Genomic DNA, 16,219 nt, shown 5'->3' with positions numbered 1-16,219 from the left:
AGGTGTGCCGGCTCCGGTGGCCTGTGCGGGAGCTCTCCGCGAAGGGGTTCCCGCCGGAGCCGGAGCCCGGCCTCACACCCCGGACCGGCTGCTCTCGCGTTCCCCGTCGCCCTCGGTGGCCTCTTCCGGCACCAGCCCCAGCTCCGCGTCCCGCGCGAACTCCGCCTCGCGCCGCAGCAGCCGGAACCACATGAACACCACGAACCCGGCGAAGACGAACCACTCCCCGGTGTACCCGAGGTTCTGGAACGCCTTCAGGTCCAGCCCGGAGCCCTCGGGCGCCGTCGCCGGCACCGCCTTCATCCCGGAGTCCGCGCGCTCCAGCGTGATCCAGGCGTCGTACACGTCGTACGGCACGAGGTTGACCAGCGACGCCGCGCTGATGACCCCGGTCTGGCCGGCCGGCAGTCCGCCCTGGGCGCTGACCCCGTTGTCCCCCGGCGTCTCGGACGACTGGAGCACACCGGTGACGGTGACCTCGCCGCGCGGCGCGGCAGGGGCCTTCGCCGAGTCGGCCGGGCCGGGCAGCCAGCCCCGGACGACCGGCAGCGCCTTGCCGTCGTCGGTGCGCAGCAGGGTCAGGACGTAGAAGCCGCGCCTGTCGTCGAGCTCGCGGCCGGGGACGAGCAGCTGCTTGTCGTAGCGTCCGGTCGCGGTGACCGGCTTGCCGGAGGTCGCCTGGTCGACGGGCAGCAGTTCCCTCAGCGGGCGGGCGGCCTCCCGGCCGGCGGACGCGGCCTGCGCGTCGGCGCTGCGGTGGTCCTGCACCCGTGCCTCGAACCGGCTCAGCTGCCAGGACCCCATGAAGACGCAGAAGGGGATGGCGAGCAGCACGAAGACGTTGATTCCCCACCAGCGAGGCGTCAGCAGAAACCGGTACACGTCGTCCACGGTACGGGGCTCGCGCGCCGAGCCGGGCCGCGGGGTACCGGTGCGGGCGGCCGGGGGGTGACGAGGTTTTCCACAGGACGGTGTGTTTTCCACAGGGTGGGGACCTGGCCGCCTCATTGCCCGCCGGGGCGGGCAGTATGGGGCCATGACTGAGAGCAACGGGTCCGGTGTGCGGGTCGGGCGGGCGGAACAGGCCGGGCGAGGCGGGGGCGGGGAGACACCCGACTGGGAGAAGCGCTTCCGGGCGCCCCGGGTGTCCCTGCCCGACTGGGCGGAGGACGCGCCGGACCGCGCCCTGTTCGTGTCGAACGCGACAGGGACCTACGAGCTGTACGCCTGGGACCGCGCCACAGGCGCACAACGCCAGGTCACCGACCGTCCGAACGGCACGACGGACGGCGTGCTGTCCCCGGACGGCGAGTGGATCTGGTGGTTCGACGACAAGGACGGCGACGAGTACGGCGTCTGGCGCCGCCAGCCCTTCGCCGGGGGACCGGACGAACTCGCGACGCCGGGCCTGGAGGCTTCCTACCCGGCCGGCCTGGCCCTCGCCCGGGACGGTGTCACGGCGGTCGTGGGCCGCTCCACCGACGAGGACGGTACGACGATCTACCGCGCCCGCACCGGCGAGGACCCGGTGGAGATCTACCGCCACCGGGAGTCGGCGGGCGTCGGCGACATCTCCCACGACGGCTCGCTGATCGCGATCGAGCACACCGAGCACGGTGACGCGATGCACTCCGCGCTGCGGGTCCTGCGGCCCGACGGCACACCGGTCGCCGAACTCGACGACACCAGGGGCGGCACCGAGGAACTGGGCCTGGAAGTACTCGGGTTCGCTCCCGTGGAGGGGGACCACCGGCTGCTGATCGGTCATCAGCGGCGCGGCCGCTGGGAGCCCCTGGTGTGGGACGTCGTCACGGGCGAGGAGACGGACCTCGGCCTGGACCTGCCCGGTGACGTCGGCGCCGAGTGGTACCCGGACGGCACCGGTCTGCTGGTCGTGCACAGCTTCGAGGCCCGCAGCGAACTCTTCCGCTTCGACCTGGCGACCGGCGCGCGGGAGCGGGTCCCCACCCCGGCCGGCTCGGTGTCCGGGGCGACGGCACGCCCCGACGGCAGCGTGGAGTACCTGTGGTCCTCCGCCGCCGAGCCCTCGGCGGTCCGCTCGACGACGGGCGGGGTCGTCCTGGACCCGCCCGGCCTGAGGTCACCGGGCTCGGTCCCCGTGGAGGACGTGTGGGTTCAGGGCCCCGGCGGCCGTATCCACGCCCTGGTCCAGAAGCCGGCCGGCGCGACCGGCCCGCTGCCCACCGTCTTCGAGATCCACGGCGGGCCCACCTGGCACGACAGCGACTCCTTCGCGGCGGGCCCGGCGGCCTGGGTCGACCACGGGTACGCGGTGGTGCGGGTCAACTACCGCGGTTCCACGGGCTACGGCCGCGCCTGGACGGACGCGCTGAAGTACCGGGTGGGACTGATCGAACTGGAGGACATCGCGGCGGTGCGGGAGTGGGCGATCGGCTCCGGCCTCGCCGACCCCTCCCGTCTGGTCCTCACCGGCGGTTCCTGGGGCGGCTACCTCACCCTGCTCGGCCTGGGCACCCAGCCGGACGCGTGGACCCTGGGCATCGCGGCGGTCCCGGTCGCCGACTACGTCACGGCGTACCACGACGAGATGGAAGCCCTGAAGGCCATGGACCGCACCCTGCTCGGCGGCACCCCGGAGGAGGTCCCCGACCGCTTCGAGGTCTCCTCCCCGCTGACCTACGTCGACCAGGTCAAGGCCCCGGTCTACATCTCGGCGGGCGTCAACGACCCCCGCTGCCCGATCCGCCAGGTCGACAACTACGTCAAACGCCTGGAGGCCAGGGGAGCGACCCACGAGGTCTACCGATACGACGCCGGCCACGGTTCCCTGGTGGTGGACGAAAGAATCAAACAGGTGAAACTGGAACTGGCCTTCGCGGCGAAGCACTTGCAGTTCAGCGAGGCCGAATCCAGCCCCTCCGGCGTTTGAGGAGCGGGCTCCGGGGCGGAGCCCCAGGACGGGACGGGACGGGACGGGAAGGGGCGGCGGGGGGCGAGAATCCCCCACCCCCCGTCGCCGTCACCCCCCACCCACCCGCCGCCCCCGCCGCCCCAGCAACTCCGCGAGCCCGCGCCGGGTGGCGGCCAACACCACCCGATCCTCCCCCCGAAGGACATACGTGTCGGGCAGATCCCACACCAGCCCGGAACTCCCGGAGTTCCTGGCACCCCCGTGGCTCCTGGAGCCCCCGGCGCCCGGGTGACCCCCCGCTCCGGCGGCCCCGCCCCGCAGGTCGTCGTACGCCTCCTCCGTGACCGGCTCCTCCCGCCGCCGCCCACCGGACACGGCCGTGTCCAGCGCCAGCACCCGATAGGCCCCCGCCCGGAACGCCTCCCCGACCGTCTTCCCCTCCAGCTGCGGATGCCCGGCCACGTCGATCGCCGCGAACAGCAGCACCCGCCGCTCCACCGGGATCGCCCCCAGGATCTGCCGCCCCATCATCGCTCCGGCGAACGCGGGCGCGGCCAGGTGGGAGACGCTGCGGCTGCGCGTGGAAGCGGTCGGGTGCGCGGCCCGCAGGGTGCGGTACACGGCGGTCGCGAAGTCGTCGTCGTACAGCCGCAGCACCACCCGCAGGTCGGGCTGCACGGACCGCGCGTACAGGACGGCCTCCAGGTTCGTCGTGTCCGCGCTGGTCACGGCGAGCAGCGCGTCCGCCCGATGGATCTTGGCGGCTTCCAGGACCCCTTCCTGGGTGACGTCCCCGAGCACCACCGGCACCCGCAGCCGACGGGCCGTCGCGAGCCCGCGCGCCTCGGGATCGGACTCGACGCACACCACCGGAATGTGCAGTTCCCGCAGCCGGGTCAGCACGCGTGTGCCGATCTTGCCGAGCCCGAGCAGCACGACGTGCCCGCCGAGCCCGCGCGGTGGTTTCCGTAAGCCGGACGCGGTCCGGAAGGTGCCGAGCGCCTCCAGCACGGCGGCCAGCAGGACCGGCAGCATCAGCAACCCGACGAGCCCGGACAGCAGTTGGAGGATCTGCCGGCCGAGCGACGCGCCGAGGGCGGGGTCGTCGATGGCGAACAGGTCGAGCAGGGTCAGATAGAAGGCGCCGAGCGGATGGATGCCGGTGACCACCCACAGCGCGACGGCGAGCGCGAGCACGCATGCCACCAGCCCCGCCAGTGACCAGCGCAGCCGCCGTGAGAACAGCGAGGCGAAGGCCGGTACGACCCCGCTTCCCGAGGGCAGCGAGGGCCCCGAGTAGGAGACCTGTTCCAGGACCACGCTCCCGCGCCCGACGGCGTTCCGCACGGTCGCCGCGTCGGGCAGCAGCAGCGGTTCCTGTTCCTCGCGGCTGCGGGAGCGGTGGGCGCCGGGCGGTTCGTCGGCCGATGTGGACAGCAGGGCGAGCGTGCCGAGTCCGGGATCGGCGACCTCGCCGGGCGCCGGAGCCGGCCGCTCCACGGCTCGCAGCAGCAGGCCGTCCGTCTGTACGACCTTGCTCGTACCGGCGAGCGCGGTGGCGGCCAGCGCGGGTGCCGCGGTGTCGGCGTCGGACAGGACGGTCGTCGACGGATCGCCGCTCTCGAATCCGGAGCCGGGTCCCGACGGCTGGTCCCCTTCGTCGCCGGTGGCGGCCAACGTGGCGGCCTGGTCGAGGAGTTCCTCGATGTGCTGCCCCAGCCGGCGGTTGTAGAGCCGGAGCACGAGCCGCAGCCGGGGGTTGAGCCGGCGGGCGGTGAGGGCGGCGCGGATGTTGGTCTCGTCGTCGTCGTACACGAGCGCGAGCGCGGCGGCGCTCTCGACACCGGCCTCGGCGAGCACGGCCTCGGCCGGCTCGACGGCCTCCACGACCCGCTGCTCCCCGGCGCGTTCCCCACCGGTCCGCCCGGCCCCGCCGCCACCACTGTTGCCGGAACCGCCCGCGCTCCCGCTCCCGTTGGAATGTCCGGTGCCGCCGGAACCCCCCGAGTTCCCCGAACCCCCGTTGCCGCCGGTGCCGTTGGTCGTCCGGTTGACGGCGGCGTTCACCACCCGGTCGAGCAGCGTCGAGGCGGTCCGTGCCCGGCCGACCACGGGTGGCCGCACACCGCGCTCGGTGGGCGGTACGACGAGCGTGACCTGTTCGCCGTAGACCCCGCGCAGTTCGGCGGCGAGCCGGTGCGCGAGCCCGTCGTCGCCGCAGACCACCATGTGCGCCGGCGCATCACCGGGCTGACTCTGATTCGGAACGCTGCCCACGAGGAATGAGACTGCCCTACCGGGACGGGTGGTTCCAGGAGCAGGATGCGTGAGCCTGGTGCAAAGCCTGGTCAAAGCCGGGCGTTCCGCTGAACGTGCGGGCTCGGGCCGCCGTACGCCAGAGCAGGGAAACCAGCGCCCTTCCGCTCCACCGGAGGTACCTCACCCGTGGCCATGACCAGACCGTCTCCGACGAGTCCGGAAAAAGCGGACGAAAAGGACGCCCTTTCGGAGCCGCCGGAAGCGGCCCAACCGGAAGCGGCGAAACCGGAGGCGCAGAAGCCGCGGGTGCCGAAGCCGACCGCGGACTCGCTCCGGCGCGAGCCGAAGGCGACCGTGCCCGCGGCGATGGCGACCGTGCCCGAGGGGCCGGCGAAGGCGGCGCCGGACTCGAAGTCCCCCCTCCTCCTGGTCATGTTCCTGCTCGGGGCGGTGCTCCTGCAGGGGCCGGTCAGGCGGGCGCTCGGCGCGCCGGTGATGCAGAGCTGGATGACGGTGTTCGTGGCGGTGCTCGTCCAGGCGCTGCCGTTCCTGGTGCTGGGGGTGCTGCTGTCGGCGGCGATCGCGGTGTTCGTGCCGCCGTCGTTCTTCGCGCGCGCCCTGCCCAGCCGTCCCGCGCTGGCCGTCCCGGTCGCGGGACTCGCGGGCGTGGTGCTGCCCGGCTGCGAGTGCGCGTCGGTGCCCGTGGCCGGGGCGCTGGTCCGGCGGGGGGTCACGCCGGCGGCGGCGCTCTCGTTCCTGCTGTCGGCGCCCGCGATCAACCCGATCGTGCTGACCGCGACGGCCGTGGCGTTCCCGCGCGACCCGGAGATGGTCGTCGCCCGGCTGGTCGCGAGCCTGCTGGTGGCGTGCGCGATGGGCTGGCTGTGGCTGCGGATCGGCCGCCCCGACTGGTTGCGGCCGCCGGCCCGGTCGTCGTACGAGGGGCAGGGCAAGGGCGCGGCGTTCTGGGGTTCGGTACGCCACGACGTGATGCACGCGGGCGGCTTCCTGGTGGTCGGCGCGATGGCGGCGGCGACCCTCAAGGCCGTGGTGCCCGCGGAGTGGCTGCGCATGGCGGCGGGCAACCCGGTCGTGTCGGTACTGGCCCTCGCGATCCTCGCCGTACTGCTGTCGATCTGCTCGGAGGCGGACGCGTTCGTGGCGGCGTCGCTGTCGCAGTTCTCGCTCACCGCACGGCTGACGTTCCTGGTCGTCGGCCCGATGATCGACCTCAAGCTGTTCGCGATGCAGGCGGGCACGTTCGGCCGCGGTTTCGCCCTCCGCTTCGCGCCCGCCACCTTCGGCCTCGCCATCCTGGTGTCGGTCCTGACCGGGGCGGTGCTGCTGTGAACCGGCAGGCACAGGCGGCGGTCCTGTTCCTGCTCGGCGCGGCGATGCTGCACGCCGCTGTCACCGATCTGTTCCTGCGCTACGTCAAGGCCGGCCTGCGCCCGATGCTGCTGGCGTCCGGCGTGGTCCTGATCGTGGCGGCGCTGGCGACGGCGTACTACGAATGGCGGCAGGGAAGAGCGGCACGCAAGGCGGACACCGAGCAGCCGACCGAGAACGGAGCCGACGGAGCCGACGGTGCCGACGAAGACCACGAGGTCTACGAAGACGATGGCCACGGCCACGGCCACGGTCACGGGGAGGGCGGTCATCGCGAACCCCGGATCTCCTGGCTCCTGGTGCTCCCCCTCTTCGCGCTCATCCTGGTGGCCCCGCCGGCGCTCGGTTCGTACAGCGCGATGCGCACCGGTACGGCCCTGCAGCAGTCGTACGGCTACGCGCCCCTGCCCGCCGTCACCGCCGAGCCCCTCCGCATGGGCCTCGTCGACTACGCGAGCCGCGCGGCCTACGGCCACGGCAGCACCCTGCGCGGCCGCCGGCTCAGCATCACGGGCTTCGTCGCCCTGGACAGGAGCGGCGCCCCCTACCTGGTCCGCATGGCCCTCAACTGCTGCGCGGCGGACGCCCAGCCGGTGAAGATCGCCCTGACCGGCAGCATCCCCCCGGTCATCCAGCCGGACACGTGGCTCCAGGTGACCGGCACGTACACCCCGCGTCAGACGAAGGACCCGGTCAACAACGGCCGCATCCCGTACCTGAAGGTCACCAAGGCCACCCCCATCCCCACCCCGAAGGATCCCTACGACGAGTCGTGGAACACCTGACCCGAGGCGACGGGGGTTTCCCTGAGCCGGTAGACGAGGATGCTCGCCGGGCGCGTCCGGAACTGGTCCGGGACCCTGGCGGTGAGGTGCTCGGTGGTCCGCGCCGGCGGCAGCCCCGACGCGAGCCACTCCACGTCGAACGGGGCGAGCCGGGCGCTGTCGGCCCCCGCCATGAGCAGCCGGGGATCGACCCGACGCAGCGAGCCGAGCGCGGCGACGGCGCGGGGACCGGCGTCGGCGAGCACCGATGGGAGCGCCGCGGCCGGCGCGGCGGGGTCGGCCTTCTCCGTCACGGCGACGCGTTCGCGGGAGGGGGAGCCCGGCGCCCCCCACCCCCACGCGAACGGGGGGGAGGACCGGGGACGGGCTGTCAGTGGGGAGTGTCAGTATCTCCGGCATGGGAGTCCTGTTCGGCTACTTCGCAGCCGCTGACGATGACGACGCCGCCCGAGCCGTCCTGCGCGAGGACGGCGAGCCGACGGCGACGGGCTACGACGGATTCGACGTCAACGCCATGGACCCGACCGCCGACCTGCTGCCGGCCGAAGCCCTCATAACAGGCCGCTCGGAAGACGGAGTTCGCGCCGACCCCCGGCACGGCCACCTGATCGCGATGACCGAGGACGGCGACCTGGTGTGCCTGTCCCTGACCGACGCTCTACGCAACGCACTGGCCACAACGGACCGGGCGTCCCTGCAAGCCGTGGCCGAGGAATGGGCGACATCCCCCACCTTCCCCACCCCGCCGAACCCGACATCCCTGGCTGAATTCCTGCACCGGACAGCCGACTTGGCCACCAGAGCGACCAGCCGGGGCCACCATCTGTACTGCTGGATCTGCGTCTAGGCTCAGGACGTGCCGCCGGCGGTCGTGGTACAGGCGAAGAAGGGCTGATTCGGGCGTGGTCGACCGCAACCCCTTCCATTACGTCGACAAGTTCAACCACATGTTCGGCAACTCCCTGGAAAGTGGTCTGGAGTTCCTGGGGCTCTCGGATCCAGCAGTGGATCCGGACGGTGTGCGGGAGATCGCGAAGATGTGGCGCCACCTGGCCACGGGCCTCGACGACGCGGCGGAGGCGGCCCGCACCTCGCTCGCGGAGGTGCGGTGGGAGGGCAAGGCGTCCAAGGCGTTCAGCACACGGTCCAAAGCAGCGCGCAAGCAGGCCACGGAGATGGCTCACTCGCTGCGGGAGGGCGCGAAGTCACAGCCCGCACGACACCGGACGGCGCCCGCCACACCTTCGCCCATGACACGGAACTACGCCTCGTCGGAGTCACCAACCCGACGGGTCTCAGCTGGAGTTACGAGTACGACGCCGCAGGGCGCCTGAGCGCCGAGACAGACTTCGACGACCGCACGTTCACCGGGAGATGCTGCGCACGGGAAGTGAGGCGGGCTCGACACGGACGCCCGGCTGGCGAGGCGACGGAACGGCCTACAACGAAGCACGCGGTCATCTGCTCGCCAACCTCCTGAGCGGCCCCGGCAAGGGCCCTTTGGCGCGCCACAACCTCGTCACGCTGACCCAGAACCCGGTGAACACGCCGGTGACGAAGCAGATCGAGGCCAGGGTCTTCGAGGCCGTCAACAAGGGTGAGAACGTCCAGTACTCGGTGACGCCGGTCTATGGAGGAACCAACCCGGTCCCGCTCAGGCTGGAGATATCCGCGTACGGAAACCGGGGATTCTCATTGAACGAGGTGCTGGAGAACCCTGCCTCGGGGGTTCGGACAGCGATTCCTAGACTGTGACGCAGCCACCGCAACGTCAAGGATGGTCATGACGCGTACCACGCCCCCGCGCCCCGTGGACATCGAGGCGGAATTCCCGGAACTGTCCAGGTACCGCAAGGTATGCACGAGGCTCCACCCGAGGCCAGGGGCGCCGAAGCCACAGGAGAGCTCGGTCGGTGGCCCGTTCCTGTGGCCTCGGGACGAAGCCTGGCCGACCTGCCGGATGCCCCATGCCAGGAACCGTGGAAGGCGCGTCGAGGACATCCACGCGTGGCGCCGGATCCTCGCGGAGGCGTGGCGTCGAGACCCCGCCGTGGGCCCGTCGGAAGAGGAACGGGAGCTTCTGTCGGCTCTTGAGCGGGAGCATCACGTTCCGGGGCTCGGTGACACCGACCCCGTCCCCCTTCTGCCGGTGGTTCAGGTGTTCGTGAGGGATGTCCCGGGCCTCCTGGCGCCGGCGGGATGCGACCTCCTTTAGGTGCTGTGGTGCCCGTTCGACGCCCACGGCGCGCAATCCGGCCCCGATGTGCAGGTGCGCTGGCGCGATTCGGCCGGGGTCGGCGAGGCGCTCACCGAGCCGTCTCTCCCCCAGGTGGTCGGCGATTCCGGATACGTCCCAGAACCGTGCGTGCTCGACCCCGAACAGGTGGTGGAACACGAATACCGGGAACTCCTGGACGAGGATCTGCAACAGCGAATCGAGGCTTGGGACGCTGCGGCCGAAGAGCAGGCCGAGGAATCCCATGACGACGAAGCCGATATCGTCACGTACGACCACGATCTGTCCATCGCGCCCGGTTGGAAGATCGGCGGCTATGCGTCGTGGAGCGTGACCGGGCCGACGAATACGACGTGTTCCTGCGGGGAACCGATGCACCTTCTGCTGAGAGTCGACAGCAGGGAATGGGACAGCGGAACCCCCAGCTGGATTCCGCTGGAGGACCGTGACCTCACGAACGAGCCCGAGGCGAACGCCCCCACGCGGGTGACCGTCGGCCGAGGAGGCTCCCTCAACGTCTTCGCCTGCTCCTCAGACCCCACCCACGAGCACCGGACCAGCATCCAGTGAGGCACCCGCAACTCGCGGCGACCTGCCGACGAATCGCTTCGAAGGTGCCGTCCGTGGGGTGATCGAGGCTGCTCTCGTAGTAGTCGGCTGTCGCCTGACGGCCTTCCCACCAGGCGTGGCCTTCGTAGACGACGGGGCGCGGCAGGGTCATTTCCCCCGCAGGCCGTGGGAGACCGCGAGAGCCCCGGCCACCGCGCCGACAGTGAAGAAACCTGGCTGGACCGCTCCCTCGCTCTCCAGACGGCCCAGCGTCCCGACGGCGATGCCTGCCTCCTTGGCCAGCCGTTCCCGCGTCCACCCGCGGCCCTCCCGCAGCGCCCGTACCCGCTGGGCGAGTGCACGGGCGTGGTCGTGGGGAGACGCTGAGCGATGACCCGCCATGTGCGGTGTTCCTAACGACCGTTGGGGCGGCCCGCCGCGGTGTTCCTGATCAGCTACAAGCCCTGGATTCGCGAACGCGCAGGTCCGAGGGCGCGTGAGCGCCGCTCTTCCTGCGGCACTGGAGACTGCTCCTGGGAGAAGCCGACCAAGCTCTTCTCTCAGATCTCTGCCAAGCGATCTCCAGGAACCACTCAGGGGCCCGACCCGCACTGCGGATCAGGCCCCTGACCTGGTACTTCACTGTCGGGGTGGCGGGATTTGAACCCACGACCTCTTCGTCCCGAACGAAGCGCGCTGCCAAGCTGCGCTACACCCCGATTGTCGCTGCTCGTCGCGGCGACGTCGTTTACTTTAGCCCACGGGTGGCTGGAGACGAAATCCGGTTTTGCCGCGGTGGCGGGTGGGGTTCGGGCGGGCGTGGTCGAGCGCCACGATGAGGACGGCGAGGGCGTAGAAGGAGAGGCCGAGGAGGAGCGCGTTGGCCAGGACGCTCTTGTAGCCGTGGTGGTCGACGTCCAGGAAGGGGTAGAGGTAGCGGCCCCTGGTGCCGGGCAGGATCAGCTCGCCGCGGGCGAAGGAGAACGCCAGGTAGGCGATGGGGTACAGCAGCCACGTCGACGCCTGGCGCAGGTGCAGGCGGCCCGGCGCGGTCAGGAGCAGCCAGTCCGCCACCGCCGCGATCGGGATCACCGTATGGACGATGTGGTGGGCGACCGCCTGCCAGCCCGCGGGCTGTGTGGTGCCGCCCGTCAGGGAGAACGGGCTCGCCGCGTCCGCCAGCAACAGGTGGTACACCAGCCCGGTGATGCCGGCGTAGAGCAGCACGGCGCCCGTCACGAGTGACGGCAGGGGGCGGCGGGCCGTCCAGGCCCGGCGGGCCGACACGGCGAAGACGACGGCGAGCAGAACGGTGCTCTGGATCGCGAAGTGGCTCAGCACCCGGACCGGGCTGCCCAGGAGCAGGTCGATCGTCACGGCGGCGGCCGCCGTCAGGGCGACGAGCAGGCGGTAGACGCCGACCAGCGGACGGCGCACCGGCGCCACCACGGCCGAGGCGGGGACGGACGAGGGCAGCAGCGCGGGAATGCCCGGGAGCGCGGGGAGATCCGGGATGTCCCTGGGTATCGGGGCGGTCATGCCCCTCACGCTAAGCAGAATAGACAAATCGGGCGATACGGGCGGGCCGTGCGGGTTAACCGGGTGACCGCCCCGACGGACCCCCGACGGATCCCGTCAGACCCGGTCCGGCCCCGTGACCCGTCCGACTCCGACCGACCCGGCCGACCAGACCGACCAGACCGACCGCGGCCAGGTGACCTCCGCGGTCAGCCACCACCCCGATCGATCACCGCTCACCGCTCACCGGTCCCCGGTCACGGGTCACCAGCCACCGCCGCCGGGCGTCGGCCGCGAATGCCCCCCCGGGAGTCACCATCGCCCCGCCGCCACCGAAGCCCGCACCCCTCCGAAACCCTCACTCCTCCGAAACCCTCCCCCTCCGAAACCCTCACCCCTCCCCGCTGACCAGCGTCAGCAGCGTCGCCTCGGGTGGGCAGGCGAAGCGGACCGGGGTGTAGCGGTTGGTGCCGCAGCCCGCCGAGACGTGGAGGTACGACGTGCGGTCCTCCGCCGTGTGGGTGGAGAGGCCCTTGACGCGGTCCGCGTCCAGGTCGCAGTTGGTGACCAGGGCGCCGTAGAAGGGGATGCACAGCTGGCCGCCGTGGGTGTGGCCGGCGAGGACCAGGGGGTAGGCGTCCGCCGTGAAGGCGTCGAGCACCCGCAGGTAGGGGGCGTGCACCACGCCCATGGAGAAGTCGGCCGCGTCGGACGGGCCGCCGGCGACCCGCTGGTAGCGGTCCCGCTTGATGTGCGGGTCGTCGAGGCCGGTCAGCTCCAGCGACATGCCCTCGATCTTGAGGGTGCCCCGTGTGTTGGTGAGGTTCAGCCAGCCCGCGCCGTCGAAGCCGTCACGCAGGTCCTCCCACGGGTTGTGGAGGACGTTGACCGCGGGCGGGTTGCCGTTCAGGCCGTGGCTTCCGCTCATCCGCTCCAGCAGGTAGCGGGCGGGATTGCGCAGCCGCGGGCCGTAGTAGTCGTTGGAGCCGAAGACGTACGCCCCCGGGAACTCCATCAGCGGCCCCAGCGCGTCCAGGACCTCCGGGACGCCCTCCGGGTCGGACAGGTTGTCGCCCGTGTTGATCACGAAGTCGGGACGCAGGCCGGCCAGTGAGCGCAGCCAGCGCTGTTTCTTGCGCTGACCGCCCACCATGTGGATGTCGGAGACCTGGAGCACGCGCAGGGGACGCATGCCGGCGGGGAGGACGGGGACCGTCACTCGCCGCAGGCGGAAGGAGCGGACCTCGAAGCCCGCCGCGTAGACCAGTCCGGCGGCGCTGGCCGCCGCGACTCCCAGAGGTACTCCGTATCGCGCGCGCATACGTCCATCGTGTCAGACCCCGCCGGTGCCCCGTGCCCCACCGTCCCTTTAATGAACGGGCGTAGGGCGTGCGACACCTGCGACAATCACCCCATGACCACGCTCAAGTCGAAGCTGCAGGCAGACCTCAACGCCGCGATCAAGGGGCGCGACGAGCTCCGCTCCTCGACGCTCCGGCTGACCCTCTCCGCCATCACGAAGGAGGAGGTCGCGGGCAAGGAGAAGCGCGAGCTCTCCGACGACGAGGTCCTCAAGGTGATCACCAGGGAGGCGAAGAAGCGCCGTGAGGCCGCGGACGCCTTCGAGCAGGGTGGCCGCCCCGAGTCGGCCGAGCGGGAGAAGGCGGAGGGCGAGGTGCTCGCCGCGTACCTGCCGCAGCAGCTCAGCGACGAGGAGCTGCGCGGGATCGTCGGCCAGGCCGTCGAGGAGGCGAAGGCGGCCGGTGCCGAGGGGCCGCGGGCCATGGGCGCGGTCATGAAGATCGTCAACCCGAAGGTCGCCGGGCAGGCCGAGGGCGGCCGCGTCGCCGCCGTGGTCAAGCAGCTCCTGGCCGGCTGACCTCCACTTCGCAACCCGGCACCCGACCGGCCACCGGTAAACACAGGGGCGCCCTTCCCGTCGTACGACAGGAAGGGCGCCCTCGTTCGTGCCGTCAGCGGGCAAGCGGCCCGGGGCTGATCACCGGCTCAGCCCCGTCCCCCGTTCCCGTTGCCGCCGTTGCCTCCGTTGCCCTGTCCCTGGAAGAAGTTGTCCGGGATGGAGAAGGTGGGGTCCGGGAAGGTGTTGCCGCCGTCGTTCGTGCCGCCGTTGTTGTCGCCGTTGTTGCCGTTGTTGTCTCCGTTTTCGTCACCCTTGTCCTTGTGCTTCGGGGGGTCGGGGATGTTGACGAGGTTGAAGGACTCGGCGTTCTTGCCGGCGAGGGCGCCGGCCATGGCGTCCTTCCAGATCGGGCCCGGGACCTGACCGCCGTAGACCAGGTCGTGGTAGACGCCGCCGATGCTGATCTGCCGCATCTGGACCTTCTGGGTGGCACTGCCGACCCAGACGGCGCCCGACATGTTCGGGGTGTAGCCGACGAACCAGGCGTTCTTGCGCTCGTCCGTCGTACCCGTCTTACCGGCGCTCTCGCGGTCGGTGAGACCGGCCTCCTGCCCCGTACCGGAGTCGATCACTCCGCGCAGCAGGGTGTTGACGGTGTCCGCGGTCTTCTCGCTCATCGCCCGCGAGCACGTCGACTTCGGCACCTGCATCGACTTCTGCTCGTCGCCGACCTTCCGCGTGATCGACTCGATGGCGATCGGCGTGCAGTACATGCCGCGGGAGGCGAAGGCGGCGTACGCGCTCGCCATGGTCAGCGGGGACAGGCCCACCGAGCCGAGCGCGATGGCGGGCCGCTCCGGCAGCTTGGTGCCGTTGCCCTGCCTGACCTGGAGCTTGTCCGTCATGTTGACGACGGGGCACAGGCCGATGTCGGAGATCATCTGGACGAAGTAGGTGTTGACCGACTTGGCCATCGCCTCCTTCAGCCGGTACGGCCCGACCTCGGACTCGCTCTCGTTCGAGACCTTCTGCGCGCCCTGGTTGGTCCACGGCTTGTTCTCGCAGGTCTGGACGGGGCTCGGGTACTCCATCTCGTACGGCGAGGAGAACTCCTGGGTCGCCGGCCGGCCCTGCTCCAGCGCGGCCGCGGCCACGAACGGCTTGAACGTCGAACCCGTCGGGAAGCCGAAGTTGGAGCCGCCCATGGCCGCGTCGACCGAGTAGTTGTACTCCGTCTCGTTCTTGCTGTAGCCGTACGGCTTCGACTGGCCCATGCCGACGACCTTGCCGGTGCCGGGCTCCACCAGGGTGGCGGCGGCGGCGACCGAGTCGGACTTGTAGACGTGGTCCTTGAGCGAGGCCTGCACCGACGCCTGCGCCTGCGGGTCCAGCGTCGTACGGATCGTCAGACCGCCCCGGTTCCAGACCTTGGCGCGGGCCTCCTTGGTCTTGCCGAAGACCGGGTCGCTGAGGAAGACCTTCTCGACGTACTTGCAGAAGAAGCTGGCGCCGTTGACCGCCGTGATGCAGCCGTTCTTGGACTCGCTGACCTTCAGGCCGAGCGGTGACTGCTTCGCCTTGGCCGCGTCCGCCCGCGAGATGTCACCGACCTCGGCCATGCGCTCCAGCACCGTGTTGCGCCGCTTGGTGGCCTCGGCCTCGTCATTGACCGGGTCGTAGCGGCTCGGCGACTGCACGATGCCGGCGAGCAGAGCCGACTCCTGGAGGTTCAGGTCCTTGGCGTGCTTGGAGAAGTAACGCTCGGCGGCGGCCTCGACGCCGTACGCCTGCTCGCCGAAGAAGGTGATGTTCAGGTAGTTCTCGAGGATCTTCTTCTTGCCGAGTTCCTCTTCGACCTGGATCGCGTACTTCAGTTCCTTGATCTTGCGGCCGAGGGTCTGCTGCGTGGCCTGGGCGACCTTCGTCGGGTCGTCACCGGCCTCCTCGACGAAGACGTTCTTCACCAGCTGCTGGGTGAGCGTGGAGGCGCCCTCGGACACCCCGCCGCTCTGCGCGTTCTTGTTGAGGGCGCGCAGGACGCCCTTCAGGTCGATCGCGCCGTGCTGGTAGAAGCGCGCGTCCTCGATCGCGACGATCGCCTTCTGTATGAACGGCGACATGTCCTTGAGGCCGACCACCGTGCGGTCACGTGAGTAGACCGTGGCGATCTGATGGCCCTTGCTGTCGAGGATCGTGGTCCGCTGGCTCAGTGGCGGGCTCTTCAGGTTGGCCGGGATCTCGTCGAAGCCCTCGACCGATCCCTTGGCCGCGAGGCCCAGCGCACCGGCCGCGGGCAACGCGATGCCGGCCATCACGGCTCCCGCGAGCACACTGACACCGAGGAACTTCGCGGCCTGCTGCGTTGACGACAGACCACCGCCCGAGCGCTTCTTTGGCATGGGGGCAGCCTACGTTCTCATTCGCCGGACACGCGTATATGCCTTGGCCTAAGCTGCTCTCGACTGTCACAGCAGTAGGTCCACGTATCAATACGTCCGGCGAACCCGAATCGTTCCGGAGGTACCCCGATTTTTTTGGGGAGGGCGTGTCCGAATCCGCCTTGTGTGTCACCTGGCGCCCGTTGTGACGCAACATAACTGTCCCGTTTCGCCGGGAAGGTCATGTATGTCGCCAGCTCACTCCCCCGGGTGATCTGCCGCTTACCCATAGTCCGTTCGGGCCATTCAAGATTGGGCCCGAAGGGGGTGTTGCGCTGTCCCCGCCTTCCG

The 16,219-nt window shown here is 70.8% G+C and carries 15 protein-coding genes and 1 tRNA gene; 8 read left to right on the top strand and 8 right to left on the bottom strand.

What is annotated here, in order from left to right:
• Nucleotides 1-72: 72 nt before the first annotated feature.
• On the bottom strand, nucleotides 73-882 hold the full coding sequence (locus ABZT03_RS12640) for an SURF1 family protein (protein ID WP_356037461.1): 810 nt from the start codon (nucleotides 880-882) through the stop codon (nucleotides 73-75).
• A 154-nt stretch (nucleotides 883-1,036) separates the two neighbouring features.
• Between ABZT03_RS12640 and ABZT03_RS12635 the strand changes: the two genes are divergently transcribed.
• Nucleotides 1,037-2,911, top strand: coding sequence for a prolyl oligopeptidase family serine peptidase (locus ABZT03_RS12635; protein WP_356037458.1), 1,875 nt, complete (start codon nucleotides 1,037-1,039; stop codon nucleotides 2,909-2,911).
• Nucleotides 2,912-3,001: 90 nt separating this feature from the next.
• On the opposite strand, the gene ABZT03_RS12630 is transcribed toward ABZT03_RS12635, so the two are convergent.
• Nucleotides 3,002-5,122 carry an NAD-binding protein gene (locus ABZT03_RS12630; RefSeq protein WP_356037455.1) on the bottom strand — a complete coding sequence of 707 codons (2,121 nt, stop codon included), beginning with the start codon at nucleotides 5,120-5,122 and terminating at the stop codon, nucleotides 3,002-3,004.
• A 396-nt stretch (nucleotides 5,123-5,518) separates the two neighbouring features.
• Between ABZT03_RS12630 and ABZT03_RS12625 the strand changes: the two genes are divergently transcribed.
• Together ABZT03_RS12625 and ABZT03_RS12620 are read left to right on the top strand one after the other, a co-directional pair.
• On the top strand, nucleotides 5,519-6,502 hold the full coding sequence (locus tag ABZT03_RS12625) for a permease (protein WP_356037611.1): 984 nt from the start codon (nucleotides 5,519-5,521) through the stop codon (nucleotides 6,500-6,502).
• Entirely contained in the window at nucleotides 6,499-7,326 is an 828-nt protein-coding gene (locus ABZT03_RS12620; RefSeq protein WP_356037453.1) for a TIGR03943 family protein, read from the top strand. The genes ABZT03_RS12625 and ABZT03_RS12620 overlap by 4 nt, the downstream gene beginning before the upstream one ends.
• On the opposite strand, the gene ABZT03_RS12615 is transcribed toward ABZT03_RS12620, so the two are convergent.
• Nucleotides 7,302-7,619 (bottom strand): hypothetical protein, encoded by a 318-nt coding sequence (locus tag ABZT03_RS12615; protein ID WP_356037450.1) that lies wholly within the window; start codon nucleotides 7,617-7,619, stop codon nucleotides 7,302-7,304. The two genes, ABZT03_RS12620 and ABZT03_RS12615, sit on opposite strands and share 25 nt — an antisense overlap.
• 104 nt (nucleotides 7,620-7,723) lie before the next feature.
• Between ABZT03_RS12615 and ABZT03_RS12610 the strand changes: the two genes are divergently transcribed.
• The 4 genes from ABZT03_RS12610 (at nucleotide 7,724) to ABZT03_RS12595 (ending at nucleotide 10,132) form a co-directional block, all read left to right on the top strand.
• Complete coding sequence (locus tag ABZT03_RS12610) at nucleotides 7,724-8,173, top strand: hypothetical protein (protein ID WP_356037448.1); 450 nt, start codon at nucleotides 7,724-7,726, stop codon at nucleotides 8,171-8,173.
• A 192-nt stretch (nucleotides 8,174-8,365) separates the two neighbouring features.
• Nucleotides 8,366-8,806, top strand: a complete 441-nt coding sequence (locus tag ABZT03_RS12605) for an RHS repeat domain-containing protein (protein WP_356037445.1) — start codon at nucleotides 8,366-8,368, stop codon at nucleotides 8,804-8,806.
• Nucleotides 8,701-9,081, top strand: coding sequence for a DNA/RNA non-specific endonuclease (locus ABZT03_RS12600; protein ID WP_356037442.1), 381 nt, complete (start codon nucleotides 8,701-8,703; stop codon nucleotides 9,079-9,081). The genes ABZT03_RS12605 and ABZT03_RS12600 overlap by 106 nt, the downstream gene beginning before the upstream one ends.
• Nucleotides 9,082-9,541: 460 nt before the next feature.
• Complete coding sequence (locus ABZT03_RS12595) at nucleotides 9,542-10,132, top strand: hypothetical protein (protein ID WP_356037440.1); 591 nt, start codon at nucleotides 9,542-9,544, stop codon at nucleotides 10,130-10,132.
• Nucleotides 10,133-10,279: 147 nt separating this feature from the next.
• Here the strand turns inward: ABZT03_RS12595 and ABZT03_RS12590 are convergent, their stop codons facing one another.
• The 4 genes from ABZT03_RS12590 to ABZT03_RS12575 form a co-directional block, all read right to left on the bottom strand.
• Nucleotides 10,280-10,513 carry a helix-turn-helix transcriptional regulator gene (locus tag ABZT03_RS12590; RefSeq protein WP_356037437.1) on the bottom strand — a complete coding sequence of 78 codons (234 nt, stop codon included), beginning with the start codon at nucleotides 10,511-10,513 and terminating at the stop codon, nucleotides 10,280-10,282.
• A 243-nt stretch (nucleotides 10,514-10,756) separates the two neighbouring features.
• Nucleotides 10,757-10,830: transfer RNA gene (locus tag ABZT03_RS12585), tRNA-Pro, on the bottom strand.
• A gap of 34 nt (nucleotides 10,831-10,864) precedes the next feature.
• Nucleotides 10,865-11,650, bottom strand: coding sequence for a Pr6Pr family membrane protein (locus ABZT03_RS12580; protein ID WP_356037435.1), 786 nt, complete (start codon nucleotides 11,648-11,650; stop codon nucleotides 10,865-10,867).
• A 370-nt stretch (nucleotides 11,651-12,020) separates the two neighbouring features.
• Nucleotides 12,021-12,950, bottom strand: coding sequence for a metallophosphoesterase (locus ABZT03_RS12575; RefSeq protein WP_356037432.1), 930 nt, complete (start codon nucleotides 12,948-12,950; stop codon nucleotides 12,021-12,023).
• 93 nt (nucleotides 12,951-13,043) lie between these two features.
• Between ABZT03_RS12575 and ABZT03_RS12570 the strand changes: the two genes are divergently transcribed.
• A complete protein-coding gene (locus ABZT03_RS12570) occupies nucleotides 13,044-13,508 on the top strand; it encodes a GatB/YqeY domain-containing protein (RefSeq protein WP_356037430.1) in 465 nt (154 codons plus the stop codon).
• A 128-nt stretch (nucleotides 13,509-13,636) separates the two neighbouring features.
• Here ABZT03_RS12570 and ABZT03_RS12565 read toward each other — a convergent pair whose 3' ends face one another.
• On the bottom strand, nucleotides 13,637-15,889 hold the full coding sequence (locus ABZT03_RS12565) for a transglycosylase domain-containing protein (protein WP_356037427.1): 2,253 nt from the start codon (nucleotides 15,887-15,889) through the stop codon (nucleotides 13,637-13,639).
• Nucleotides 15,890-16,219 lie beyond the last annotated feature (330 nt).

This window comes from Streptomyces sp. NPDC005574 (assembly GCF_040605435.1).
In the GTDB taxonomy this organism is placed as follows: Bacteria; Actinomycetota; Actinomycetes; order Streptomycetales; family Streptomycetaceae; genus Streptomyces.
This window is presented reverse-complemented; position numbering and strand designations above follow the sequence as displayed.